Source organism: Cellulomonas sp. PSBB021, assembly GCF_002240455.1.
Classification (GTDB): domain Bacteria; phylum Actinomycetota; class Actinomycetes; order Actinomycetales; family Cellulomonadaceae; genus Cellulomonas; species Cellulomonas uda.
Map to the genome: position 1 here is coordinate 1,247,161 of NZ_CP021430.1, position 22,751 is coordinate 1,269,911.

Annotated in this window: 20 protein-coding genes; 13 read left to right on the forward strand and 7 right to left on the reverse strand. The window is 74.3% G+C overall.

Going from position 1 to position 22,751, the window contains the following annotated elements; all coding sequences use genetic code 11:
• Positions 1-24: 24 nt before the first annotated feature.
• Positions 25-837 (forward strand): dihydrofolate reductase family protein, encoded by an 813-nt coding sequence (locus CBP52_RS05650; protein WP_094180169.1) that lies wholly within the window; start codon positions 25-27, stop codon positions 835-837.
• Positions 834-1,319: a hypothetical protein gene (locus CBP52_RS05655; protein ID WP_094180170.1), complete on the forward strand. Its 486-nt coding sequence runs from the start codon at positions 834-836 to the stop codon at positions 1,317-1,319. The genes CBP52_RS05650 and CBP52_RS05655 overlap by 4 nt, the downstream gene beginning before the upstream one ends.
• Positions 1,320-1,352: 33 nt before the next feature.
• Here CBP52_RS05655 and CBP52_RS05660 read toward each other — a convergent pair whose 3' ends face one another.
• The 3 genes from CBP52_RS05660 to CBP52_RS17485 all read right to left on the reverse strand — a co-directional run bounded on the left by CBP52_RS05660 (position 1,353) and on the right by CBP52_RS17485 (position 4,574).
• Positions 1,353-2,618 carry a hypothetical protein gene (locus CBP52_RS05660; RefSeq protein ID WP_094180171.1) on the reverse strand — a complete coding sequence of 422 codons (1,266 nt, stop codon included), beginning with the start codon at positions 2,616-2,618 and terminating at the stop codon, positions 1,353-1,355.
• Entirely contained in the window at positions 2,615-4,075 is a 1,461-nt protein-coding gene (gene gndA, locus CBP52_RS05665) for an NADP-dependent phosphogluconate dehydrogenase (RefSeq protein ID WP_094180172.1), read from the reverse strand. The genes CBP52_RS05660 and gndA overlap by 4 nt, the downstream gene beginning before the upstream one ends.
• A gap of 127 nt (positions 4,076-4,202) precedes the next feature.
• Positions 4,203-4,574 (reverse strand): YbaB/EbfC family nucleoid-associated protein, encoded by a 372-nt coding sequence (locus tag CBP52_RS17485; RefSeq protein WP_157732505.1) that lies wholly within the window; start codon positions 4,572-4,574, stop codon positions 4,203-4,205.
• A gap of 362 nt (positions 4,575-4,936) precedes the next feature.
• Between CBP52_RS17485 and CBP52_RS05675 the strand changes: the two genes are divergently transcribed.
• The 6 genes from CBP52_RS05675 (at position 4,937) to CBP52_RS05700 (ending at position 11,983) form a co-directional block, all read left to right on the forward strand.
• The gene (locus tag CBP52_RS05675) at positions 4,937-5,521 is read left to right on the forward strand and encodes a DUF3000 domain-containing protein (RefSeq protein ID WP_094180174.1); all 585 of its coding nucleotides are present in this window, start codon (positions 4,937-4,939) and stop codon (positions 5,519-5,521) included.
• 113 nt (positions 5,522-5,634) lie between these two features.
• The gene (locus CBP52_RS18560; protein WP_280525816.1) at positions 5,635-6,138 is read left to right on the forward strand and encodes a LuxR C-terminal-related transcriptional regulator; all 504 of its coding nucleotides are present in this window, start codon (positions 5,635-5,637) and stop codon (positions 6,136-6,138) included.
• A gap of 67 nt (positions 6,139-6,205) precedes the next feature.
• Positions 6,206-7,540 (forward strand): HRDC domain-containing protein, encoded by a 1,335-nt coding sequence (locus tag CBP52_RS05685; protein WP_094180175.1) that lies wholly within the window; start codon positions 6,206-6,208, stop codon positions 7,538-7,540.
• A gap of 180 nt (positions 7,541-7,720) precedes the next feature.
• Positions 7,721-8,983, forward strand: a complete 1,263-nt coding sequence (locus CBP52_RS05690) for a thiolase family protein (RefSeq protein WP_094180176.1) — start codon at positions 7,721-7,723, stop codon at positions 8,981-8,983.
• A gap of 56 nt (positions 8,984-9,039) precedes the next feature.
• Entirely contained in the window at positions 9,040-11,154 is a 2,115-nt protein-coding gene (locus tag CBP52_RS05695; protein ID WP_094182195.1) for a 3-hydroxyacyl-CoA dehydrogenase NAD-binding domain-containing protein, read from the forward strand.
• A gap of 160 nt (positions 11,155-11,314) precedes the next feature.
• Positions 11,315-11,983 (forward strand): maleylpyruvate isomerase N-terminal domain-containing protein, encoded by a 669-nt coding sequence (locus CBP52_RS05700; RefSeq protein WP_094180177.1) that lies wholly within the window; start codon positions 11,315-11,317, stop codon positions 11,981-11,983.
• Here CBP52_RS05700 and pflA read toward each other — a convergent pair.
• The 4 genes from pflA to CBP52_RS05720 all read right to left on the reverse strand — a co-directional run bounded on the left by pflA (position 11,980) and on the right by CBP52_RS05720 (position 17,903).
• Positions 11,980-12,873, reverse strand: a complete 894-nt coding sequence (pflA, locus tag CBP52_RS05705; protein WP_094180178.1) for a pyruvate formate-lyase-activating protein — start codon at positions 12,871-12,873, stop codon at positions 11,980-11,982. The two genes, CBP52_RS05700 and pflA, sit on opposite strands and share 4 nt — an antisense overlap.
• 89 nt (positions 12,874-12,962) lie before the next feature.
• Positions 12,963-15,236 carry a formate C-acetyltransferase gene (gene pflB / locus CBP52_RS05710; protein ID WP_094180179.1) on the reverse strand — a complete coding sequence of 758 codons (2,274 nt, stop codon included), beginning with the start codon at positions 15,234-15,236 and terminating at the stop codon, positions 12,963-12,965.
• A gap of 111 nt (positions 15,237-15,347) precedes the next feature.
• The gene (gene dxs, locus CBP52_RS05715; protein ID WP_094180180.1) at positions 15,348-17,237 is read right to left on the reverse strand and encodes a 1-deoxy-D-xylulose-5-phosphate synthase; all 1,890 of its coding nucleotides are present in this window, start codon (positions 17,235-17,237) and stop codon (positions 15,348-15,350) included.
• Positions 17,238-17,315: 78 nt separating this feature from the next.
• Positions 17,316-17,903 carry a DUF4126 domain-containing protein gene (locus CBP52_RS05720; protein ID WP_094180181.1) on the reverse strand — a complete coding sequence of 196 codons (588 nt, stop codon included), beginning with the start codon at positions 17,901-17,903 and terminating at the stop codon, positions 17,316-17,318.
• A gap of 65 nt (positions 17,904-17,968) precedes the next feature.
• On the opposite strand from CBP52_RS05720, the gene CBP52_RS05725 reads away from it, so the two are divergent.
• The 5 genes from CBP52_RS05725 (at position 17,969) to CBP52_RS05745 (ending at position 22,648) form a co-directional block, all read left to right on the forward strand.
• Positions 17,969-18,796, forward strand: coding sequence for an alpha/beta fold hydrolase (locus tag CBP52_RS05725; protein ID WP_094180182.1), 828 nt, complete (start codon positions 17,969-17,971; stop codon positions 18,794-18,796).
• Between the two features lie 93 nt (positions 18,797-18,889).
• Positions 18,890-20,344, forward strand: coding sequence for a GuaB1 family IMP dehydrogenase-related protein (locus tag CBP52_RS05730; RefSeq protein ID WP_094180183.1), 1,455 nt, complete (start codon positions 18,890-18,892; stop codon positions 20,342-20,344).
• The gene (locus CBP52_RS05735) at positions 20,341-21,039 is read left to right on the forward strand and encodes a type 1 glutamine amidotransferase (protein ID WP_232514671.1); all 699 of its coding nucleotides are present in this window, start codon (positions 20,341-20,343) and stop codon (positions 21,037-21,039) included. The genes CBP52_RS05730 and CBP52_RS05735 overlap by 4 nt, the downstream gene beginning before the upstream one ends.
• The gene (locus CBP52_RS05740; RefSeq protein ID WP_232514672.1) at positions 21,036-21,758 is read left to right on the forward strand and encodes a CoA pyrophosphatase; all 723 of its coding nucleotides are present in this window, start codon (positions 21,036-21,038) and stop codon (positions 21,756-21,758) included. Before CBP52_RS05735 ends, CBP52_RS05740 begins: the two co-directional genes overlap by 4 nt.
• Entirely contained in the window at positions 21,755-22,648 is an 894-nt protein-coding gene (locus tag CBP52_RS05745; RefSeq protein WP_094180184.1) for a phosphotransferase, read from the forward strand. The genes CBP52_RS05740 and CBP52_RS05745 overlap by 4 nt, the downstream gene beginning before the upstream one ends.
• Positions 22,649-22,751: the final 103 nt, after the last annotated feature.

Consider the following 22,751-nt stretch of genomic DNA (forward strand, 5'->3'; position numbering starts at 1 on the left):
GCGCAGGCACCCTACGGTCTGACCATGACCGACTCCCCCGCGCTCGACGTCCTGCTGCACGCGACCGCCGCGCCCCCCACGCGGCTCGAGCCGCGGGAGGACGAGGCCGAGCTGGTCGCGCTGCTCGACGACCTCGCCCCCGGCCGGTCCGTGCGCGCCAACATGATCGCCACGCTCGACGGCGCCGCGACCGGCCCGGACCGCGTCACGGGCTCGATCAACGGACCGGCCGACCTGCGCGTGTTCACCGCGCTGCGCGCGCTGGCCGACGTGGTGCTCGTCGGCGCGGGCACGGTCCGCCAGGAGCGCTACCGCGAGCTGGACCTGCCGCCCGCGGTGGCCGCGACGCGCCGCGCGCACGGCCGGGGCGACCGCCCCGCGCTCGCCGTGGTCACGCGGTCCGGCGACGTGCCGGGCGCGCTGCTCGACGCCGAGCGCCCGCCGCTCGTCGTCACGTGCGCGACGAGCCCGCGCGTCGGGGAGCTGCGCGACCGGCTCGGCGACGGCCTCGTCGTCGCGGGACGCTCCGCCGTCGACCTGCGGGGTGCCCTCGCCGCGCTGGCCGAGCGCGGCCTGACCGCGGTGCTCACCGAGGGCGGGCCGACGCTGCTCGGGGAGCTCGTGTCGCTGGGCCTCGTCGACGAGCTCTTCCTCACGTGGAGCCCGACGGTCGTGGGCGGCCCCGCACCGCGGGTCCTGGACGGCGCGCCGTGGGTGCGCGACCCCCTGCCCGCGCGCCTCGTGCAGCTCCTGCACGCCGACGGCGTCCTGCTCGGGCGCTGGGACCTGCGCACGGCCAGCCAGGACGCGCGTTCGCAACTAGGCTCGGCGACGTGACCGACACGATCCTGGTGCTCATCGAGGACACCCTCGCGCCCGTCGACGTCCAGCACCTGCTCGCCCTCCACGAGGGCGAGCAGCTCGCGTACCACGTGCTGGTGCCTGCCGACACCGACCGCCCGCTGCTGCCGACCATCGTCGACGACCTCGGGCTCGGCGAGATCAAGGGCGCGCTCGAGCGCCTGCGCGGCAAGGAGCCCACCGAGCGCGAGGCGACCGCGACGGCCGCCGAGCAGCTCTCGAGCACGCTCGCGGAGTTCGCCGCGGCCGGCCGGACCGCGACCGGCGAGGTCGTCGACGACGACCCACTGCCCGCGCTGCGCGCCGCCGCGGCGGCGCACGACGCGCGTGAGGTCGCGATCGTCACCTACCCGCACGCGTGGCTCGACACGTTCCACCGCGACTGGGCGTCCCGGGCCCGCGACGAGCTGCACATCCCGGTGCTGCACCTGTACTCGGGCACGTCCGAGCTCGGCTGACCGCGAGGATCTCGACGCTTGCGCCGACGCGGGTCAGAAGCCCGTGTCGGTGGGCTCCGGGTACCAGCGACGGAACTTGCGCACCTGGTTGACCGCTGCCGCGAGCACGTAGAACCGACGCCGCGGCGACAGGTCCTTGCGGTAGCGCAGCGGGTGCGCGGTGGCGCCCGCCCGGATCAGGCCGCGCACGCGCGCCGCGAGCTGCGGGTCCCGCACGTACCGCAGCAGGAGGCGGTGCGGCAGGATCGAGTAGAGCACCTCGCGGTCGACGACGACGGGATCGACCGCGCGGTTCTCGATGCGGTCCTCCACGACGAACCGCACCGGGTTGGCACCCGCCGCGGTCACGTAGTAGTTGTTCCGCCCGATGCGCGGGTTGACCTCGAAGAACCGGAACCGGCCCGTGCGCGGGTCGACCTTGACGTCGAAGTTCGCGAAGCCCACGTAGCCGGTCGCGGTGAGGAACCGGTGCGCCTGCTCGAGCATCGCGTCGTCGCGGTAGGTGACCATCGCGGCCGGGTTCCCCAGGCCGGACGGGGTGTGCTCCTCGAGCAGCACGTGCGCGCAGCACGAGAGGGTCACGACCCCGCGCTGGTCCACGTACGCGGTGACCGAGCGCATCTGCGTGTCGTCGCCCGGCACGAGCTCCTGCACGACGAACCGGCCGCGGTACCCCGCCGCGCGCAGCGAACGCCACAGCGCCGCGAGCTCGTCGGGCGAGGAGATCTCGAAGACCTTCTTCTTCCCCTCGAACTCGACGTCCTGGTAGTCCGCGCTGCTCGCCGCCTTCGCGATCAGCGGGTACTCCAGATCGACGGGCACGTCGGGCTCGTCCGATCCGAACGACTGGACGATCGTGCGCGGGACCGAGATGTCGAGCTCGGCGCAGATCTCCGCGAACGTCGCCTTGTCGCTGATGCGGGCCAGCAGGTCCGCCGAGAGGAACGGCACCGCGTAGAACGGCTCGAGCTCGGTGCGGTGCTCGACGACGACGCGCACGAGCCAGTCCGAGTTCGCCATCAGCAGCAGCCGGCGGTCCGGCAGGCGGTGCGCGACCTGAAGCAGACGGTCGACGAGCTGGCGCGGGTCGTGCCCGTCCGCGACGATCTCGTGCTCGACGATCTGCGAGTGCTGCACGGGACCGAGCGCGGCGCCCGCGACGACCACGGACGTCACGCCGTACTGCTCGTGGAACGACCGCGCGAGCGCGTAGACACCGATGTCCGCGCCGAGGATCACGGGCTGGAGCGCACGCGCGGCCGTCCCGTGACCCCCGGCGGGGGCGCTGGCCTGCGTCACGCGTCCTGCTCGGTGCGGTCGCCCGACCACAGGGTGTGGAACGAGCCGTCGCGGTCGGTGCGGCGGTAGGTGTGCGCGCCGAAGAAGTCGCGCTGCGCCTGGATGAGGGCGGCGGGCAGGCGCTCGGCACGCACGCCGTCGTAGTACGCGAGGGACGACGAGAACGCGGGGGTCGGCACGCCGTGCAGCGCGGCCCCGGCGACGATCCGACGCCACGCGGCCACACCGTTGCCGACCGCACCGGCGAAGTACTCGTCGGCCAGCAGCAGCGGCAGGTGCGGGGCGCGCTCGTACGCCTCGGTGATGCGGTTGAGGAACCGGGCGCGGATGATGCAGCCGCCGCGCCAGATGCGCGCCATGGCCCCGCGGTCGATGTCCCAGCCGAACTGCTCGGAGGCGGCGGCGATCTGGTCGAAGCCCTGCGAGTACGCCACGACCTTGGACGCGTACAGCGCCAGGCGCACGTCCTCGACGAACGCGTCCCGGTCGGTCACCTCCCACGGCGTGGTCGCCGCGGGCAGCACGCCGCGCGCGGCCTCGCGCTGGGCCACCCCGCCGGACAGCGCGCGCGCGAACGTGGCCTCCGCGATGCCGGTGATCGGGACACCCAGGTCGAGGCCGTTCTGCACGGTCCAGCGGCCGGTGCCCTTCTGCTCCGCCTGGTCCAGCACCACGTCGACGAACGCCGACCCGGTCGCCGCGTCCACGTGCTGCAGCACGTCGGCGGTGATCTCGATGAGGAACGACTCGAGGTCCCCGGTGTTCCACTCGGCGAAGATCTCGCCGATCTCGGCGGCCGACGCGCCCAGCCCCTGCTTGAGCAGGTCGTACGCCTCCGCGATGAGCTGCATGTCCGCGTACTCGATGCCGTTGTGCACCATCTTGACGAAGTGCCCGGCGCCGTCCGGGCCCACGTACGTGCAGCAGGGCACGCCGTCGACCTTCGCCGCGATCGTCTCCAGGATCGGGCCCAGGCTCGCGTAGGACTCGCGCGTGCCGCCCGGCATGATCGACGGGCCCAGCAGCGCGCCCTCCTCACCGCCCGAGACGCCCGAGCCGACGAAGTGCAGGCCCTGGGCACGCAGCGCGTTCTCGCGGCGCACCGTGTCCGGGAAGTGCGCGTTCCCGGCGTCGACGACGATGTCGCCCTCCTCGAGGAACGGCACGAGCTCGTCGATCACCGCGTCGGTCGCCGCACCGGCCTTGACCATCACGACGACCTTGCGCGGCCGCTCGAGCGACGCGACGAAGTCCGCGACCGACTCGGACGGCACGAACGTGCCCTCGTCGCCGTGCTCGGCGACCAGCGAGGCCGTCTTCTCCCACGATCGGTTGTGCACGGCCACGGTGAAGCCGTTGCGGGCGAAGTTGCGCGCCAGGTTGCGGCCCATGACCGCGAGCCCGGTGACGCCGATCTGCGCGATCCCGACCTGACCGCCGGGGGCGATGTCGACCATGCTGTGTGGTGCTCCTTCGGTTCGTCGCCTCGGCGGGCGCGGACGTGTGGTGTGCCGGATGAGGTGCCGCCTCAGCCTAGTGCGCACGCCCCGACGCCCCGCCGGGACGATCAGGGGTCAAGATGTCTCACCGCGGGGCCGCGCCGAGCGTGAGGTCCTCCCGCATCGCGGCCAGCAGCGGGGAGCCCGCTCCGAGGCGCCGCTCGACGAGCGCGAGCGCCGACGCGTCGACCTGGTGCGCCGCGGCGCGGGCCGTGTCCTCGACCAGCCGTGCGAGCGTCGCGGCGGGCAGCGCCGTCGCGCGGTCGGACAGCACGAGGCGGACGAGGCGTCCGCGCGCGTCGACCTCCACGCGCACCTCGCCGCGCCCGGAGCGCGCGGACGCGTGCTGGCGCGCGAGCTCGTCGCGCAGCGCCTCGGCCGCCTCCGCGTGCCGCTCCGCGTCCCGCACCTGCCGCGCGATGCGCTCGCTCGCCCCCTCGTGCCAGGCGCCCTCCACCCCGCCGTCCGGACGGCCATCCGGGCGGCCATCCGGGCGGCCATCCGGGCGGCCGTCCGGCCCGCCGTCCGCGGCGGCGCCGGGTGCTGAGACCGTCGACGACCCGCTCGCGCGCGACGGCGCCGACCCGGCACGCGGCCTGCGGCCGCCCGTCCGCGCCGAGGGGACGAAGCCCCCGCCCGTGTCCCCCGTGCGTGGTCCGTTCGCGTCCATGACTGCTCCCCCGTCGCTCGTCGTCGGTGCGCCTCGTGCGGCACGGTCGGGACGGTAGCGGCGTGGCGAGGACGCCCGAGCGCGTCCTCCACAGGCGCTCGGCGCGCCCTGCACGCGCGCGTGGGTCCCGTTGCCTACGCTCGGCAACCATGACCCCCGCCGGCCCCGACGACGTCCCCGTCGAGTTCGTCCAGGCCCTGCGTTCGCTGCGTGCCGTCAGCGTCCGACCCGAGGTGCTCCTCGACGAGGTGCCGGGTCCGGCCCGCATCGCGCCCTTCTCGGCGGCGCTCACGGCCGAGGTGCGCACCGCGCGTCGCTCCGTCGCGGCCGCCGAGCTCGCGTCGGGCCGGTTCGTCGTGCTGTACGACCCGGCGGGCCAGGAGGCGTGGGACGGCCGGTTCCGGCTGGTGACGCTCGTGCGGGCGACGCTCGAGCCGGAGGTCGGCGCGGACCCGCTGCTCGCGGAGGTCGCGTGGACCTGGTTCCTCGACGCGCTCGCGAGCGTCGGCCTCGAGGCGCACGCCGCGGGTGGGACGGTCACCCGGGTGCTGTCCCAGAGCTTCGGCGCGCTCGAGGTGCGGGCCGAGCAGACCGAGCTCGAGATCCGCGCGTCGTGGACGGCGGCGGACGACGACCTGCGCGACCACCTGCGGGCGTGGGAGACGCTGCTGTGCACCGCGGCCGGCCTACCGCCCCTGCCCGAGGGCGTGGTCCCGCTCGGTCCGCGCCACTGACGCTCGGTCCGCACCGCTGACGCGCAGCCTGAGCAGCGCACTCACCTCACCGGTGTGACGGATTCGTCCTACCGGGGCTCAAGTCCCCGGACCGGGGTGCCGATCAGCACGTCGTGAGCATCGAGCCGCTGCGCCGCGCACCCGTCGCCCGTCCTGCTGCCTCGGCGGGCCAGGCCGCGACGCGCCCCGCCGCGGCCCATCACATGTGCGTCGTGGTCACCGAGCTCGCCGACGGCGACGGGAGCTCGCTCGTGCAGAACCTGCGCCGCCGCGGGAGCCAGCGCGTCGTCGTGCTGACCCGCCGCGCGAGCCGCCAGGAGCTCGGCATCCTGCTCGCCGGCGGGGTGCGTGGCGCGGTCGCGGGCGCCACGTCGCCGTCGCTCCAGCGCACACCGGCCGCTCCCCCGCCCGCGCCGTCCCTGCCGGAGCTCACGACCCGTGAGCTGAGCGTCCTCAAGCTCGTCGCCCAGGGGCGCAGCAACCGGCTGATCGGCGAGGAGCTCGGCCTGTCCGCGCTGACGGTCAAGAGCCACCTCGCGCGCATCTCCCGCAAGTTCGGCACGGGCGACCGTGCCCACCTGGTCGCCATGTCGTTCCGTGGCGGACTCCTCGACTGACGCTGTCGTCCCACGACTTGCGGCGCGCTTCGCGTGGCAGCGCAGCCACGTCGCCTACGGTGGGAACATGCGACCTGAGGACGACGAGCGCGCGCCCGCCGGGACCGCGGACGTCGACTCCTCGACCGTGGCCGACCCGGCAGTGACCGAGCCGGCAGCGACCGACGACACCACGACGCCCGGGACCCCCGCGGCGGTGGAGGTCGTCGCACTGACCGAGCCGGCCGAGGGCGTCCCGCCGGTCGTCGACACCCCCGGGGCGCTCGCCGCCGTGGTCGCGGCCTTCGGCGCGGCGACCGGCCCCGTCGCGGTCGACGCGGAGCGCGCGTCGGGATACCGCTACGGCCAGCGCACGTACCTGGTCCAGCTCCGGCGCGAGGGCGCCGGCACGGCGCTCGTCGACCCGATCGCGCTGCCCGACCTGTCGGCGCTGTCGGAGGCGCTCGTCGGCGTCGAGTGGGTGCTGCACGCCGCGTCGCAGGACCTGCCGGGCCTCGCGGAGCAGGGCATGCGCCCCTCGCGCGTGTTCGACACCGAGCTCGCCGCCCGGTTGCTGGGCATGGAGCGCGTGGGGCTCGCGGCCGTCGTGGCCGACACCCTCGGCCTCGGTCTCGCCAAGGAGCACTCGGCCGTGGACTGGTCCACGCGTCCGCTGCCGGTGGAGTGGCTGCGGTACGCGGCGCTCGACGTCGAGGTGCTGGTGGAGGTGCGTGAGGTCCTGGCGGAGCGGCTCGCGGTGAGCGGCAAGGCCGAGTGGGCCGCCCAGGAGTTCGAGGCCGTGCGGACCGCACCCGCGCCGCCCCCGCGCGTGGAGCCGTGGCGCCGCGTCTCGGGCCTGCACGCGGTCCGGGACGCGCGTCGGCTCGCGGTCGTGCGCGAGCTGTGGGAGACGCGTGACACGAACGCGCGCCAGCGCGACCTGTCGCCCGGACGCGTGCTGCCGGACGCGGCGATCGTCGCGGCCGCGCAGGCGCTGCCACGCGGTGTCACGGCACTGACGGCACTGCCGGCGTTCTCGGGCAAGGGCACGCGGCGGCGCGCACCGCTGTGGCAGTCCGCGATCGACCGCGCACTCGCGCTGCCCGACTCCGAGCTGCCGTCGGTGCGCGGGCCGAAGAGCGACGCGCCCCCGCCGCCGCGCGCGTGGGCGGACCGTGACCCTGCCGCTGCCGCACGGCTCGCCGCCGCGCGCGACGTGGTGGTGAGCCTGTCGGAGCAGCACACGGTGCCGGTCGAGAACCTCCTGCAGCCGGACCTGCTGCGGCGCCTGTGCTGGTCGCCGCCCTCCTCGCTCGACGCGGGGTCGATCGCCGAGCAGCTCACCGCCGGGGGCGCTCGCGCGTGGCAGGTCGAGCTCGTGGCGGGGCCGTTCGCGGCGGCGTTCGCGACCCTCGGGCCCTGAGCCGGGCCTGAGCCCGGATCGCTGCGCGGAACCCGCCCGGGGTCGGGCGACGGATGTTACTCTCGGGTAACTTCGGCCCCATGGGTCGAAGGTCCCGACGTCCGTGCAGGTCGCGGGACACCCGCAGCGCTTCCCGGTCGTTGACCACCCCTGGACACCGTCGTCCCTCAGGAGGCCCCGATGCCCGCCGCCCCCGCCGTCCGTCGCACCGTGTTCGTCGACGGGGTCCGCACCCCGTTCGGCCGCGCACGCCCCGACGGCCTGTACGGCCACACACGCGCCGACGACCTCGCGGTCAAGACCGTCCGTGAGCTCCTGCGCCGCCACCCGCAGCTCCCGCCCGAGCGGGTCGACGAGGTCGCGATCGCCGCGACCACGCAGGCCGGCGACCAGGGCCTGACCCTCGGCCGCACGGTCGGCGTGCTCGCCGGGCTGCCGCGCAGCGTGCCCGGCTACGCGATCGACCGCATGTGCGCCGGCGCGATGACCGCGGTCACCAACCTCGCGGGCCAGATCGGCGTGGGCGCGGCCGACGTCGCGCTGGCCGGCGGCGTCGAGCACATGGGCCACCACCCCATGGGGTTCGACGCCGACCCCAACCCGCGCTTCCTGTCCGAGCGGCTCGTCGCGGCCGACGCGCTCAACATGGGCGTGACGGCCGAGAACCTGCACGACCGCGACGCGGGCCTCACGCGCGAGCGCGCCGACGCGTACGGGGTGGCGAGCCAGCGCAAGTACGTCGACGCGCTCGCCGCGGGCAAGATCGACCCGGACCTCGTGCCCGTCGCCACGCGCGACCCCGAGCGGGGCTGGGGCCTCGCGACGGCCGACGAGCCGCCCCGTCCGGGCACGACCCTCGAGGCGATCGCCGCGCTCCCGACCCCGTTCCGCCCCGGCGGGCGCGTCACGGCGGGCACCTCCGCGCCGCTGACCGACGGCGCCACCGCGTGCCTCCTGGCCGCCGAGGACACCGCCGCCGAGCTCGGCCTGCCGGTGCGCATGCGGCTCGTCTCCTTCGCGTACGCGGGCGTCGAGCCCGAGATCATGGGCGTGGGTCCGGTGCCCGCGACGCACCGCGCGCTCGAGCGTGCGGGTCTGACGATCGACGACATCGGGCTCTTCGAGATCAACGAGGCGTTCGCCGTGCAGGTGCTCGCGTTCCTCGACGCGTTCGGGATCGCGGACGACGACCCGCGCGTCAACCCGTACGGCGGTGCGATCGCCGTGGGTCACCCGCTCGCGTCGTCGGGCGTCCGCCTCATGACGCAGCTCGCCCGCCAGTTCGCCGAGCGGCCCGAGGTCCGCTACGGGCTCACGACGATGTGCGTCGGTCTCGGCCAGGGCGGCACCGTCATCTGGGAGAACCCGCACCACGCCGAGTACGAGCCGACGGCCACCACCGCGGCCGGCGCCGCGCCGATCGACGAGGAGGTCGCCCCGTGAGCGGCGAGACCACCCCCACGCCCACCCCCACGACGAACGACCCCACGAGCCGCGCCGTGGGCTCGCCGCGCACCGAGCGTGTCGCGCACGCCCTCGCGCGCGACGTCCGCCTCCCCGACGGGGCGGGCACGCTCGCCCTCGTCACGATCGACAACGGCCTGGACCACACCAAGCCCACCACGTTCGGCCCGACGGGCATCGCGGAGCTCACCGCGACGCTGACGTCGGTGCGCGACCGCGTGCGCGCCGGCGAGGTCCAGGCGGTCGCGGTCACGGGCAAGCCGTACTACCTGGCCGCCGGCGCCGACCTCACGCAGGTCGCGGGCGTCACGAGCCGCGAGGAGGCTCTTCAGCTCGGCCGGGGCGGCCACGCCGCGTACGGGCTCCTGCACGACATGGGCGTGCCGACGTTCGCGTTCGTCAACGGCGTCGCGCTCGGCGGCGGGTTCGAGCTCGCGCTGAACTGCGACTACCGCACGGCCGCCGCCGACGTCCGCGCGCTCGCCCTGCCCGAGACGGGACTCGGCCTCGTGCCGGGGTGGGGCGGTGCGTACCTGGTCCCACGGCTCGTCGGCGTGCAGGACGCGCTCGACGTCATCCTCACGCGGCCCGCGGCGAACAAGCCGTTCACCGCGCAGCAGGCGGAGCGGATCGGGCTGGTCGACGTCGTGCTCGACACGGCCGACTTCCTCGAGGAGTCCGTGCGCTGGGCCGCGCGCGTCCTGCGGGGGGAGGTCGTCGTGCCGCGCCGCGAGCTCGACGACGAGGCCACGTGGCGCGCGGTGACCGACGCCGCCCGCGCACGCCTCGACGCGACGATCCACGGCTCGCGGCCCGCTCCGTACCGGGCGCTGGACCTCGTCGCCCACGCGCGCGACCGCTCGCGCGAGGAGGCGTTCGCCGCGGAGGACGAGGCGCTCGCCGACCTCATCCTGTCCGACGAGATGCGCGCGTCGGTCTACGCGTTCGGGCTCGTCTCGGGTGGCAAGCGACCCGTCGGCGCACCCGACCCCGCGCTCGCCCGCCCGGTGACGCGCGTCGGGATCGTCGGCGCCGGGCTCATGGCGGCGCAGATCGCACTGCTGCTCGCGCAGCGCCTCGGGGTACCGGTGGTCATGCGCGACCTCGACGACGAGCGCGTGGCCAAGGGGCTCGAGGCGGTCCGCTCGGGCGTGGAGCGGCTCACGTCGACCGGCAGGCTGTCGCCCGCGGCAGCGTCGCGCCTGCTCGGCTCCGTGCGTGGCACCACGGACCTCGCCGACCTCGCGGACTGCGACCTCGTGATCGAGGCGGTGACCGAGGTGCTCTCGCTCAAGAAGCGGGTGTTCGCGGAGGTCGAGCAGGTGGTCTCGCCTGACGCGGTGCTCGCGACGAACACCTCCGCCCTGTCGGTCACGCAGATGGCGGCGGACCTGCAGCATCCCGAGCGCGTCGTCGGGCTGCACTTCTTCAACCCGGTCGCCGCCATGCCGCTCGTCGAGGTGGTGCAGGCCGAGCGCACCTCGCCCGAGGCTCTCGCCACGGGGTTCGCGGTCGCGAGCCGGCTCCGCAAGACGGCCGTGCTCGTCGCCGACCGCCCGGGCTTCGTCGTCAACCGCCTGCTCGTGCTGCTGCTCGGCGTGATCGTCGACGCGGTCGAGAAGGGCACGCCCGTCGAGGTCGCGGACCGCGCGCTGCGGCCGCTCGGCCTGCCCATGCCGCCGTTCGAGCTGTTCGACCTCGTCGGTCCGGCCGTAGGCCTGCACGTGCTCACCTCGCTGCGCGAGGACCTGGGCGAGCGGTTCCCCCGCTCCCCCGGTCTGGCCAGGCTCGTCGAGGACGGCACGACCGTCGTGCTGCCCGCCGCCGGCAAGGGCCTGCCCAAGCCTGTCGACCCGGCGATCCAGGCGACGTTCGACGCGGCCCGCGAGGCCGAGCCGCTCGGCGAACCGCTCGACGAGGCGGGCGTCCTCGACTCGGTGCTCACGGCCCTCACGCGCGAGATCGGGCACATGCTCGACGAGGGCGTGGTCGCCACCCCGCAGCAGATCGACCTGTGCATGATCCTGGGTGCCGGCTGGGGCTTCCACCTCGGTGGGATCACGCCGTACCTGGACCGCACGGGCTGCAGCGAGCGGGTGCTCGGGCGCCGGCTGCTGCCGGACGGCGTGGCGAACGTCCCCACAGCGTGACCACGCGGCCCGACAGCGCGCTCTGACCACGCGCTCTCACGACGACCTGACCGCACGACCTGACCGCACGACGACGCGTGAGGGCGGTCGCACCCACGGTGCGGCCGCTCTCACGCGCGGTCCCACCTCCTCACCCAGCGGACGTGACAAGGTTGTCCCCATGTGGCCCGATCTGACCTTCGTCGGCTCCCTCGACCCCCGCGCGGCCGTGGGGGCGTCGCGTCTGCTCGCCGGCCTCGTCGCCTGGCCCGAGATCACGACGCGCTGGCACGACGAGTCGGCGTGCGCCGGCATGAGCGTCGGGGCGCTCACCTGGCACCTCGTGAACCAGCCGCAGCGGATCGTCGAGACGCTCGCGGCCCACGACCCGCACGACTCCCGGTTGGCCGAGCCGATCCCCGTCTCGACGCACTACGCGAACGCCGTGTGGATCCGCGAGGACCTCGACGGCCCGTCGAACGTTGGTGTGCGCGAGCGCGGCGAGGAGCAGGCGGCCGCGGGCCCGCAGGCGGCTGCCGCCGCGGCGGTCGAGGTCGCGGCACGGCTCGACGTCGCGCTCACGACCGCGCCGCCCGTGGTCGTCGTGCCCTGGACCGGTGCGGCCATGGCGATCGAGGACTTCGTCGCGACCCGCCTGCTCGAGATCGTCGTGCACTCCGACGACCTGGCCGCGAGCCTGTCGGTCCCGGCACCGCGCTTCGCGCCCGAGGCGCTGTCGCCCGTGCTGACCCTCCTGACCGACCTCGCGCTGCGCCGGCACGGGCAGGACGCACTGGTGCGGACGCTGAGCCGCCCCCAGCGTGCTCCCGAGCAGGTCAGCGCGTTCTAGAAGACCTGCAGGCCGCGCGCCCGGAACTGACCGCGCACCCGCTCGACCAGCTCGGGGCTGGGCGGCTGCGTGTCCTCGAGCTCGTACCGCATGCCCAGCTCGGCCCACTTGTCGCGGCCCATCTGGTGGAACGGCAGCACCTCGACGCGCGTGACGCACTCGCCGAGCGACGCGACGTACTGCGCGACCTTCTCGACGTTCTCGACGTCGTCCGTCAGGCCGGGCACGAGCACGAAGCGGATCCAGACCTCCGTGTCGCCGCGCGCCGCGAGGCGCCGGCCGAACTGCAGCGTGGGCTCGAGCTCACGGCCCGTGACGCGCTCGTAGGTCTCCGGGTCGCCGGACTTCACGTCCAGCAGGACGAGGTCGAGGTCGTCGAGCATCTCGTCGGTGCACTGCGCGCCCAGGTAGCCGGACGTGTCGATCGCGGTGTGCACGTCCATGGCCTTCGCGCCGCGCAGCAGGCGCCGCACGAACGCGGGCTGCATGAGCGGCTCACCGCCGGAGATCGTCAGGCCGCCGTGCGTCGCACGCATGACGCCGCGGTAGCGGCTCACCCGCGCGAGCAGCTCGTCGGACGTGACGTCCGTGCCGCGACGCATCTCCATGGTGTCCGGGTTGTGGCAGTACAGGCAGCGCAGCGGGCAGCCGGCCAGGAAGACCGTCATGCGGGTCCCGGGCCCGTCCACCGCGGTGACGAGCTCCCACGAGTGGACCGACCCGACCTCGCCCGCCCGAACGGCGGCGAGCCGCGCGGACCGGTCCTCGTTCGTGGCCTCCTCGAGGCCCTCGGTGCCCGCACCCTGCACGCGCCCGTGCGCGCCGCCGACGAGCGGCATCCCCAGCGGGACGACCGGGGCCCCGACCTGCGGGTCGGTCACCGTGCTCATCGTCGTCTCCTCTGGGGGTGCGGGAAGGGGGGGTCCGACCGGGGCGGGTCCGCGTGTCAGCGGGACGGACCCACCCCGGCGGCGTCGTGTCAGACCGCGCCGTGGAACGTCCGCGACAGGACGTCGAGCTGCTGCTCGCGCGTCAGCCGGACGAAGTTCACGGCGTAGCCGCTCACGCGGATGGTGAGCTGCGGGTAGTTCTCCGGGTGCTCCATCGCGTCGACGAGCGTCTCACGGTTCAGCACGTTGACGTTCATGTGGTAGCCGTGGGACATCGTGTACGCGTCCAGGAGGCCGACGAGGTTGGCGATCTGCTCGTCCCGCGTGCGGCCGAGGCCCGAGGGCACGACCGACGACGTGAGCGAGATGCCGTCCTGCGCCTGCGAGTAGGGCAGCTTCGCGACCGACAGCGCGGAGGCGAGCATGCCGTGCGTGTCGCGGCCGTTCATCGGGTTGGCGCCCGGGGCGAACGGCTCGCCGTGGCGCCGGCCGTCGGGCGTGGAGCCCGTCGCCTTGCCGTACACGACGTTCGACGTGATGGTCAGCACGGACTGCGTGTGCAGCGCGCCGCGGTACGTCGGGTTCTGGCGGATCTTGCGCATGAACGTCTCGACCAGGTACACCGCGATGTCGTCGGCACGGTCGTCGTCGTTGCCGTAGGTCGGGAAGTCGCCCTCCACCTGGTACTCGGTGACGAGACCGTCCGCGGTGCGCAGCGCGCGCACCTTCGCGTACTTGATGGCCGACAGCGAGTCCGCCACGACCGACAGGCCCGCGATGCCGCACGCCATGGTCCGCAGGATGTCGCGGTCGTGCAGCGCCATCTCGATGCGCTCGTACGCGTACTTGTCGTGCATGTAGTGCACGCAGTTGAGCGCGTCGACGTAGGTCTGGGCGAGCCAGTCCATCGTCTTGTCGAACTTCGCCATGACGTCGTCGTAGTCGAGGAACTCGCCCTCGACCGGCGCGGACACCGGGGCGATCTGCTTGCCCGACACCTCGTCGCGGCCGCCGTTGATGGCGTAGAGCAGCGCCTTGCCCAGGTTCACGCGGGCGCCGAAGAACTGCATCTGCTTGCCGACCCGCATCGGGGACACGCAGCACGCGATCGCGGCGTCGTCGCCCCAGTCGGCACGGATCAGGTCGTCGGACTCGTACTGCACGGCGGACGTGTCGATCGACACCTGCGCGCAGAACTTCTTGAAGCCCTCGGGCAGCGCGTCGGTCCAGAAGACCGTCATGTTCGGCTCGGGCGCCGGACCCAGGTTGTAGAGGGTCTGCAGGAAGCGGAACGAGTTCTTGGTGACGAGCGTGCGGCCGTCCTCGCCCATGCCACCGATGGTCTCGGTGACCCACGTCGGGTCGCCCGAGAACAGGTTGTCGTACTCGGGGGTGCGCAGGAACCGGACGATGCGCAGCTTGATGACGAAGTCGTCGATGATCTCCTGCGCCTGCTCCTCGGTGATGGTGCCGGCGGCCAGGTCGCGCTCGAGGTAGATGTCGAGGAACGTGGACGTGCGGCCCAGCGACATCGCGGCGCCGTTCTGCTCCTTCACCGCGGCGAGGTAGCCGAAGTACAGCCACTGCACGGCCTCGCGGCCGGTCGTCGCGGGGCCCGAGATGTCGTAGCCGTAGGACGCGGCCATCTGCTTGAGCTCGCCCAGCGCGCGGATCTGCTCCGCCAGCTCCTCGCGGGCCCGGATGACGTCCTCGACCGAACGCTCCATGTCGAGCTCGGCCTTCTCGAGCTTCTTGGCGTCGATCAGCGCGTCGACGCCGTACAGCGCGACGCGACGGTAGTCACCGATGATGCGGCCGCGGCCGTACGCGTCCGGCAGGCCGGTGATGATGTGCGACGAGCGCGCGGCGCGCACGTCCGGGGGGTACACGTCGAAGACGCCGTCGTTGTGCGTCTTGCGGTACTTGGTGAAGATGTCGACGATCTCCTGCGGTGCCTCGTAGCCGTACGTCTGCAGCGAGGTCTGGACCATGCGCCAGCCGCCGTTCGGCATGATCGCGCGCTTGAGCGGCGCGTCGGTCTGCAGGCCGACGATGACCTCGTCGTCCTTCGCGATGTACCCGGGGGCGTGCGAGGTGATGGTCGACGGGGTCGCGGCGTCGACGTCGTAGACACCCTTCTCGCGCTCCTCGGGGAACAGCTCGGAGAGCTTCGACCAGATGCCCGTGGTCCGCGCGGTGGGGCCGGCCAGGAACGCCGCGTCACCCTCGTAGGGCGTGTAGTTGCGCTGGATGAAGTCGCGCACGTCGACGTGGTCGACCCAGGGTCCGGCGACGAACCCCGCCCAGGCTGCAGGCGTCGTCGCCTCGAGGTTGTCGGTGCCGGGTACGGCGGTGGTGGACATCTTCGCTCCTCGTGGAATCGGTCCGGTACCACCGAACCTACGGAGCGAATGATGGGATGTCTCGGGACCCTGGTCCCGTACCCCGTGTGCCCCGAATCACACCTGTTCGCGTCAGCGCCGGGACAGAGCCGTCAGCACGTCCCGCGTGATGTCGCCGGCCGTGAGCCGCAGGGCCGTGACCAGCTGGTCGCGCGTCGCGTGCGGCAGGAACTCGCGCGGCACGCCGAAGGACTGGACCGGCACGACCACGCCCTGCTCGACCGCGCGCTGCGCGACGTGCGACCCGACTCCCCCGTCCACGAGACCGTCCTCGATCGTCACGACGTGGTCGTGCTCGCCGACGAGCTTCGTGAGGGCCTCCGGGACCGGCAGGACCCAGCGCGGGTCGACGACCGTCACGTGCAGCCCGTGCGCCGCGAGCTGCTCGGCCACCTCGAGCCCCGTGCCGACCATCGACCCCACGCCGACGACGAGCACGCGCCGGGCGTCGACGTCCGCGGCCTCGTGGCGCGCCAGCACGTCCAGGCCGTCGAGGTCCTCGAGCGCGGGGATCTCGGCCACGAGCGCGCTCTTCGGGTAGCGGACCACGGTCGGTGCGTCGTCGACGTCCACCGCCTCGCGCAGCGCGGTGCGCAGCGTCGCCTCGTCGCGCGGGGCGGCCAGCCGCAGGCCCGGGACGATCGCGAGCATCGCCATGTCCCACATGCCGTTGTGGCTCGCGCCGTCGTCGCCCGTGATGCCCGCGCGGTCCAGGACGAACGTGACGCCCGCGCGGTGCAGCGCGACGTCCATGAGCACCTGGTCGAACGCACGGTTGAGGAACGTCGCGTACACGGCGACCACCGGGTGCAGGCCACCGAACGCCAGGCCCGCGGCCGAGGTCGCGGCGTGCTGCTCCGCGATGCCCACGTCGAACACGCGGTCCGGGAACTCCGCCGCGAACGGCGCGAGACCCACCGGCTGGAGCATGGCCGCGGTGACCGCCACCACGTCCGGCCGGCGCCGGCCGATGCGGACGATCTCGTCGGCGAACACGCTCGTCCAGCCGAACCGCGACGGTGCGACCGGCAGCCCCGTCTCGGGGTGGATCACGCCGACCGCGTGGAACCGGTCCGCGACGTCCTGCTCGGCGGGCGTGTAGCCGCGCCCTTTCTCGGTGATGACGTGCACGATCACCGGGCCGCCGAACGCCTGCGCGCGTCGCAGCGCGCGCTCGACGGCCTGCTCGTCGTGCCCGTCCACCGGACCGACGTACTTCAGACCCAGGTCCTCGAACATGCCCTGCGGCGCGACGACGTCCTTGATGCCCTTCTTGAGGCCGTGCAGCGCGTCGTACGCGAGGCGTCCCGGCGGGCCGGAGCGCGTGAGCGTGCGCTTGCCCCAGGACAGCACGTTCTCGTAGCCCTGCGTGGTGCGCAGCGCGTCGAGGTGCATCGCGAGGCCGCCGATCGTGGGCGCGTAGGAGCGGCCGTTGTCGTTGACGACGACGACGAGCCGACGGTCCTGCGCGGCGGCGATGTTGTTGAGCGCCTCCCAGGCCATGCCGCCGGTGAGCGCCCCGTCACCGATCACCGCGACGACGTGCCGGTCCGAGCGGCCCTGCAGCTCGTTGGCCTTGGCGAGGCCGTCCGCCCAGCTCAGCGCCGTGGAGGCGTGGGAGTTCTCGACGACGTCGTGCTCGGACTCCGCGCGGCTCGGGTACCCGGACAGGCCGTCGCGGCGCCGCAGCGCGGCGAAGTCCTGGCGTCCCGTGAGCAGCTTGTGTACGTAGGACTGGTGGCCGGTGTCGAACACGAACGTGTCCCGCGGCGAGGAGAACACCCGGTGCATCGCGATCGTCAGCTCGACGACCCCGAGGTTCGGGCCGAGGTGGCCGCCGGTGCGCGCGACCTGGTCGACCAGGAAGGTGCGGATCTCCTGCGCGAGCGCGTCCAGCTGGCCCGGGCGCAACGCCCGGACGTCCGCCGGTGTGCGGATGGACGACAGCAGCGAACGTGCCACGCGGTCCTTGCCTCCCTCGTCCTGGTGCCCGCCCGCTCGCCCGTGACCGGTGGGCGCGGCGACGGCGGACGTCCCACTCTAGGCCGGGTCGGGCCCGCGCGTCGCGGCACGCCGCCGGCGCCGGAGCACGACGAACGCCACGACGAGCGCGACGAGCAGCACGAGGACGAGGACCGGGACGAACACCGCGGCCAGGCTCAGCCCCACGGAGGTGCCGTCCTCGACCGTCGAGACGACGGGCGCACCGGCCCCCAGCGTCGCGGCGTTCACCACGGGCCGGACCGTCGCCTTGCCAGCGTGCACGAGGGCCGCGACGAGCACCCCGGCGACGAACGGCACCCACGCGTGCCGCTCGACCCAGTCCGACCGCTCGAGGTCAGCGGCGGCGGAGGTCGCGGCGAACACCACGCCGCCGGACAGCGGCCGGATCGCGGTCTGCACCGCGTCGTTGACCGAGTCGACCACGGGCACCTTGTCGAGCACGACGTCCGCGAGCAGCAGCACGGTGCCGATGCCGATCGCCCACCAGGACTCGATCCACACCAGCGGGTCGGGCAGAGTCACCACATCGGTCAGGCGCGCGAGGAGCGCGACCACGAGGAACGGGATGTAGGCGTTCAGGCCCGCGGCCATGGACAGGCCGATCCCGGTGAGCGCGACGAACATGACGGCGACCCTAGCGAGCCGGCGCCCCCGCGGCGCGTGTGGGCGCCCGGACCCATACTCGGGCCGTGGCCACCACGTCCCGCACGCTGACCCTGCCCGACGGCCGTGTGCTGCGCGCGCACGCGAGCGACGCACGCCCGGACGCACCCGTCGTCGTGTGGCACCACGGCACGCCGCAGTCCGGCGCGCTGCTCGAGCCCGTGCTCGCCGCAGCGCGACCCCGCGGCCTGCGCGTCGTGTCCTACGCGCGACCGTCGTACGGCGGGTCGTCGCCCGCGCCCGGCCGGGACGTGGCGTCGGCCGCAGGCGACGTCGCGGCGGTGCTCGACGCGTTCGACGTGCCGCGCGCGGCGCACGTCGGGGCGTCCGGGGGCGGCCCCCACGCACTCGCGTGCGCCGGACTGCTGCCGGGGCGTGCGACGGCGGTCGTCAGCATCGCCGGGCTCGCGCCGTTCGACCCGGGCTTCGACTGGGCCGCCGGCATGGCCTCGGACGCCGCGCTGCGAGCGGCGTCCGCCGGGCGCGAGGCCCGGGCGCGCGTGGACGACGACGGCGTCGCGGGGTTCGTCGACGCCGACTGGCACGTACTGGACGGCCCGTGGGCCGCGCTCGGTGCCGACGCGGGGCCCGCGGGCGAGGCCTGGCCCGACGGCGCGGTCGACGACGACGTCGCCTACGCCTCACCGTGGGGGTTCTCCCCCCGTGACGTGCGCGCGCCCGTGCTGCTCGTGCACGGCGATCTCGACGGCGTCGTCCCGTCGACGCACAGCCGCCGCCTGCTCGGCCTGCTGCCGGACGCCCAGCTGTGGGAGCGCCCGCACGACGGGCACGTCTCGGTGCTCCGTGCGTTGCCCGTCGCGCTGGACTGGCTGATCGACACGCTCGGCGACTGACGGCGTCTCCCGCGGGCCCGACCGGCGGCCACGGCGGCGGACCGGCCGGTGGTACCCCCGCCGGGTAACATGCATCGGAAAGGGGTACCCCTCATGCGATTCCTGCCCGGCCACTCGGCCACCTCCGACCTGACCTACGGCGACGTCTTCCTCGTCCCGACGCGGTCCGAGGTCACCTCACGTTTCGACGTCGACCTGGCGACGACCGACGGCACCGGCACGACGATCCCCGTGGTCGTCGCGAACATGACGGCTGTCGCGGGCCGCCGCATGGCGGAGACGGTCGCGCGCCGCGGCGGGATGGCGGTCATCCCGCAGGACATCCCGGTCGACGTCGTGGAGGACGTCGTGCGGTCCGTCAAGGGCGCGCACCCCGTCGTCGAGAGCGCGGTCGTCGTCTCTCCGCACGACACCGTGCACACCGCCCTGACGCTCATCGGCAAGCGGTCGCACGGCGCCGCGGTGGTCGTCGCGGACGGCCGCCCGCTCGGCGTCGTGACCGAGGCCGACTGCCAGGGCGTCGACCGCTTCACACAGGTCGAGGACGTCATGACCGCGCACCCCACCACCGTCGACCTCGAGGTCGTCGAGGCCGGCGGTGCGCGGGGGCTCGAGGCGGCGTTCGAGAAGCTGCACTCGAGCCGGCGCCGGTTCTCCCCGGTGGTCCGCGACGGCGTGCTCGTCGGCGTGCTCACGCAGGTCGGCGCGCTGCGCTCGTCCATCTACCGCCCGGCGCTGGACGACTCCGGCCGCCTGCGCATCGCGGCCGCGGTCGGCATCAACGGCGACGTCAAGGCGAAGGCCGCGGCGCTGCTCGAGGCGGGCATCGACACGATCGTGGTCGACACCGCGCACGGCCACCAGCGCAAGATGCTCGACGCGCTCGCCGCGGTGCGCGCGCTCGACCCGCAGGTGCCGGTCGTCGCGGGCAACGTCGTGACCGCGGAAGGCACGCGCGACCTCGTCGAGGCGGGCGCCGACATCGTCAAGGTCGGCGTCGGCCCGGGTGCGATGTGCACGACGCGCATGATGACGGCCGTCGGACGGCCGCAGTTCTCGGCCGTCCTCGAGTGCGCCGCGGAGGCGCGCCGCCTCGGCGCGCACGTGTGGGCGGACGGCGGCGTGCGTCACCCGCGCGACGTCGCGCTCGCGCTCGCGGCCGGTGCGTCGCAGGTGATGATCGGCTCGTGGTTCGCGGGCACGCACGAGTCGCCCGGCGACCTGCACGAGGACAGCTCGGGCCGGCTCTACAAGGAGTCGTTCGGCATGGCGTCCGCGCGGGCGGTGGCGGCGCGCACGCGCGGCGGCTCGGCGTTCGAGCGGGCACGCAAGGCGCTGTACGAGGAGGGCATCTCGTCCTCGCGCATGTACCTGGACGCGCGCCGGCCGGGCGTCGAGGACCTGATCGACCACATCACCTCCGGGGTGCGGTCCGCAGCCACGTACGTCGGCGCCGCGACGCTCGACGAGCTCCACGACCGTGCGACGGTCGGCATCCAGTCGGCCGCCGGCTACGAGGAGGGCCGCCCCCTCCCGGACGGGTGGTGAGCGTGCGCCCGGTCCTGGTCCTCACGCACGTCCCGTACGAGGGACCGGGCATGATCGCGCCCGGTCTGGACGCGCCGGTGCGGGTGCGCACGGTCGTCGGGACCGCGGACCCCGCCCTGCCGGACGTCGCGGAGATCTCCGGCCTCGTCGTCATGGGCGGTCCGATGGACGCCGACGACGACCGCGGCCACCCCGGGCTCGCCGCCGAACGGCGGCTGCTCGCAGCCGCGGTCGAGGCGGACGTCCCGGTGCTCGGCGTGTGCCTCGGCGCCCAGCTGCTCGGCATGGCGCTGGGCGCACCGCTGCTGCGCCGGCACGGCACGGAGATCGGGTTCGCACCGGTCGACGTCCACCACGACGACCTCGTGCTCGGCCCGCTCGGCTCGCGTCCCACCGTGCTGCACTGGCACTCCGACGCGGTCGGCCTGCCGCCGGGCGCGACGCTGCTCGCGTCGTCGGACGTCACGCCCGTCCAGGCGTTCCGCGCCGGGAGCGCGCTCGGGGTGCAGTTCCACCTCGAGGTCGACGCGTCGATGCTCGAGCTGTGGCTCGGTACGCCCGGGCTCGTGGGCGGCCTGGAGGACGACGAGGTCGAGCAGGTGCGCCTCGACGGCGCCCGCGTGCTGCCGACCCTCGTGCCCGCCGCGCGCAAGGTCGTGCAGCTGTTCGCCGAGCAGGTGCGGACGCGCGGGTGAGCTCGCCCGGTCGACCCCTGAGCCCTGCGGACGCACGCGACGAGCTCGTGGCGCTCGTCGAGCGCGGCGTGCGCTGGCCCGTGGACCCCGCGCGTGCGCTGCGCGACCCTGCTCGCGCGCGCCGGTCGGCCGTGCTGGTGCTGCTCGGGGTGCTCGACCACCTCCCCGCGCACGCGCCGGGGGTGCCACGCGTGCCGGCCGACCTCGACGTGCTGCTGCAGCGCCGATCCGCGACGGTCGGGCACCACCCTGGCCAGGTGGCGTTCCCCGGTGGCGGCCTCGACCCGCAGGACGCCGGCCCGCGCGAGGCCGCGGTGCGTGAGGCGGTCGAGGAGACCGGTCTCGACCCCGCGGGCGTCGAGGTGCTGGGCACGCTCGCGGACGTCCCGCTCCCGGTGAGCGACAACCTCGTGACCCCCGTCGTCGCGTGGTGGGCGACGCCGTCCCGGGTCGCGGCCGTCGACCACCGCGAGGCCGTCGAGGTGTTCCGCACGCCGGTCGCCGAGCTGCTGGACCCGGCCCGACGCGGGGTCGTCGAGCACGCCGGTGTGCGCGGCCGGCTCCGCACTCCCGCGTTCGTCGTCGGTGACGGCGTGCTGGTCTGGGGCTTCACCGCGCTCGTGCTGGACGGGATCCTCGACGGGTTGGGGTGGACGGTCCCGTGGGACCGCACCCGGGCGTTCGAGCGGCAGAGGTTCGAGCCGAGCGGGCCCACGTGAGCGGCCCACGGCACCCGCTGATCGAGGTCGAGGTGAGCGCTGCGCTCGCGCGGGACCTGCTCGTCGAGCAGCACCCGGACCTCGCCGACCTGTCCCTGCACGGGCGCGTGCACGGGTGGGACAACATCACCTGGCGGCTCGGCGAGACGCTCGCGCTGCGCTTCCCGGTCCGCGAGGTGAGCGCGCCCCTCGTCGCGACCGAGCACCGGTGGCTGCCGCAGCTCGCCGCACGGGTACCCGTGCCCGTGCCGGCCCCGGTGCGCACGGGCCGCCCGTCGGCGCGCTACCCGTGGCCGTGGACGGTCGTGCCGTGGTTCCCCGGGAGCGTCGTGGCCGCGACCGACGTCACCGAGCGCACGCCGTGGGCGCACGAGCTGGCCGAGGCGCTCGCGGCGCTGCACGTGCCCGCGCCCGCCGACGCTCCGGTCAACCCGTACCGCGGCTGCTCGCTCGCGTCACGTGCCGACGTCGTCGGCCCACGGCTCACCGACGCGCCCGGCATCCCGCACCGTGCGGCTCTCGTGGACGCATGGCGCGACGGTCTGGCCGCACCCGTGTGGGACCGAGCGCCGGTCTGGGTCCACGGCGACCCGCACCCCGGCAACCTGGTGAGCGACGCCGGCCGGCTCACCGCGCTCCTCGACTTCGGCGACCTGGGGCACGGCGACCCCGCGAGTGACCTCGCGACCGGCTGGCTGACGTTCGACGTCGCAGGCCGCGAGGCGTTCGTCGGACGCACCGCACAGATGCGCGCGTGGGACGACGCGACCTGGCGCCGGGCCCGGGCGTGGGCCGCCGGGCTCGTGCCCGTGTTCCTGGCCCACCCCGAGGACTACCCGCTCATGGCGCGCGTCGGGCGGCACGCGGCGGAGCAGATCGCGGCGTCCTGACCTGCGTCGGCGCGGTGTATACGCGTCCACATGTGACCCGAGGCACATGGACCGTTGGTCCCAGGTCGACGCGTCTTCGGGGGTGAACGATCAGTTCAGCGAG

Coding starts and splice junctions, on each gene's coding strand:
- CBP52_RS05650 (WP_094180169.1), top strand. CDS start 25: ATGACCGACTCCCCCGCGCTCGACGTCCTGCTGCACGCGACCGCCGCG.
- gndA (WP_094180172.1), bottom strand. CDS start 4,075: ATGGTCGACATCGCCCCCGGCGGTCAGGTCGGGATCGCGCAGATCGGC.
- CBP52_RS05675 (WP_094180174.1), top strand. CDS start 4,937: ATGACCCCCGCCGGCCCCGACGACGTCCCCGTCGAGTTCGTCCAGGCC.
- CBP52_RS05685 (WP_094180175.1), top strand. CDS start 6,206: ATGCGACCTGAGGACGACGAGCGCGCGCCCGCCGGGACCGCGGACGTC.
- CBP52_RS05690 (WP_094180176.1), top strand. CDS start 7,721: ATGCCCGCCGCCCCCGCCGTCCGTCGCACCGTGTTCGTCGACGGGGTC.
- CBP52_RS05700 (WP_094180177.1), top strand. CDS start 11,315: ATGTGGCCCGATCTGACCTTCGTCGGCTCCCTCGACCCCCGCGCGGCC.
- pflA (WP_094180178.1), bottom strand. CDS start 12,873: ATGAGCACGGTGACCGACCCGCAGGTCGGGGCCCCGGTCGTCCCGCTG.
- pflB (WP_094180179.1), bottom strand. CDS start 15,236: ATGTCCACCACCGCCGTACCCGGCACCGACAACCTCGAGGCGACGACG.
- CBP52_RS05720 (WP_094180181.1), bottom strand. CDS start 17,903: ATGTTCGTCGCGCTCACCGGGATCGGCCTGTCCATGGCCGCGGGCCTG.
- CBP52_RS05730 (WP_094180183.1), top strand. CDS start 18,890: ATGCGATTCCTGCCCGGCCACTCGGCCACCTCCGACCTGACCTACGGC.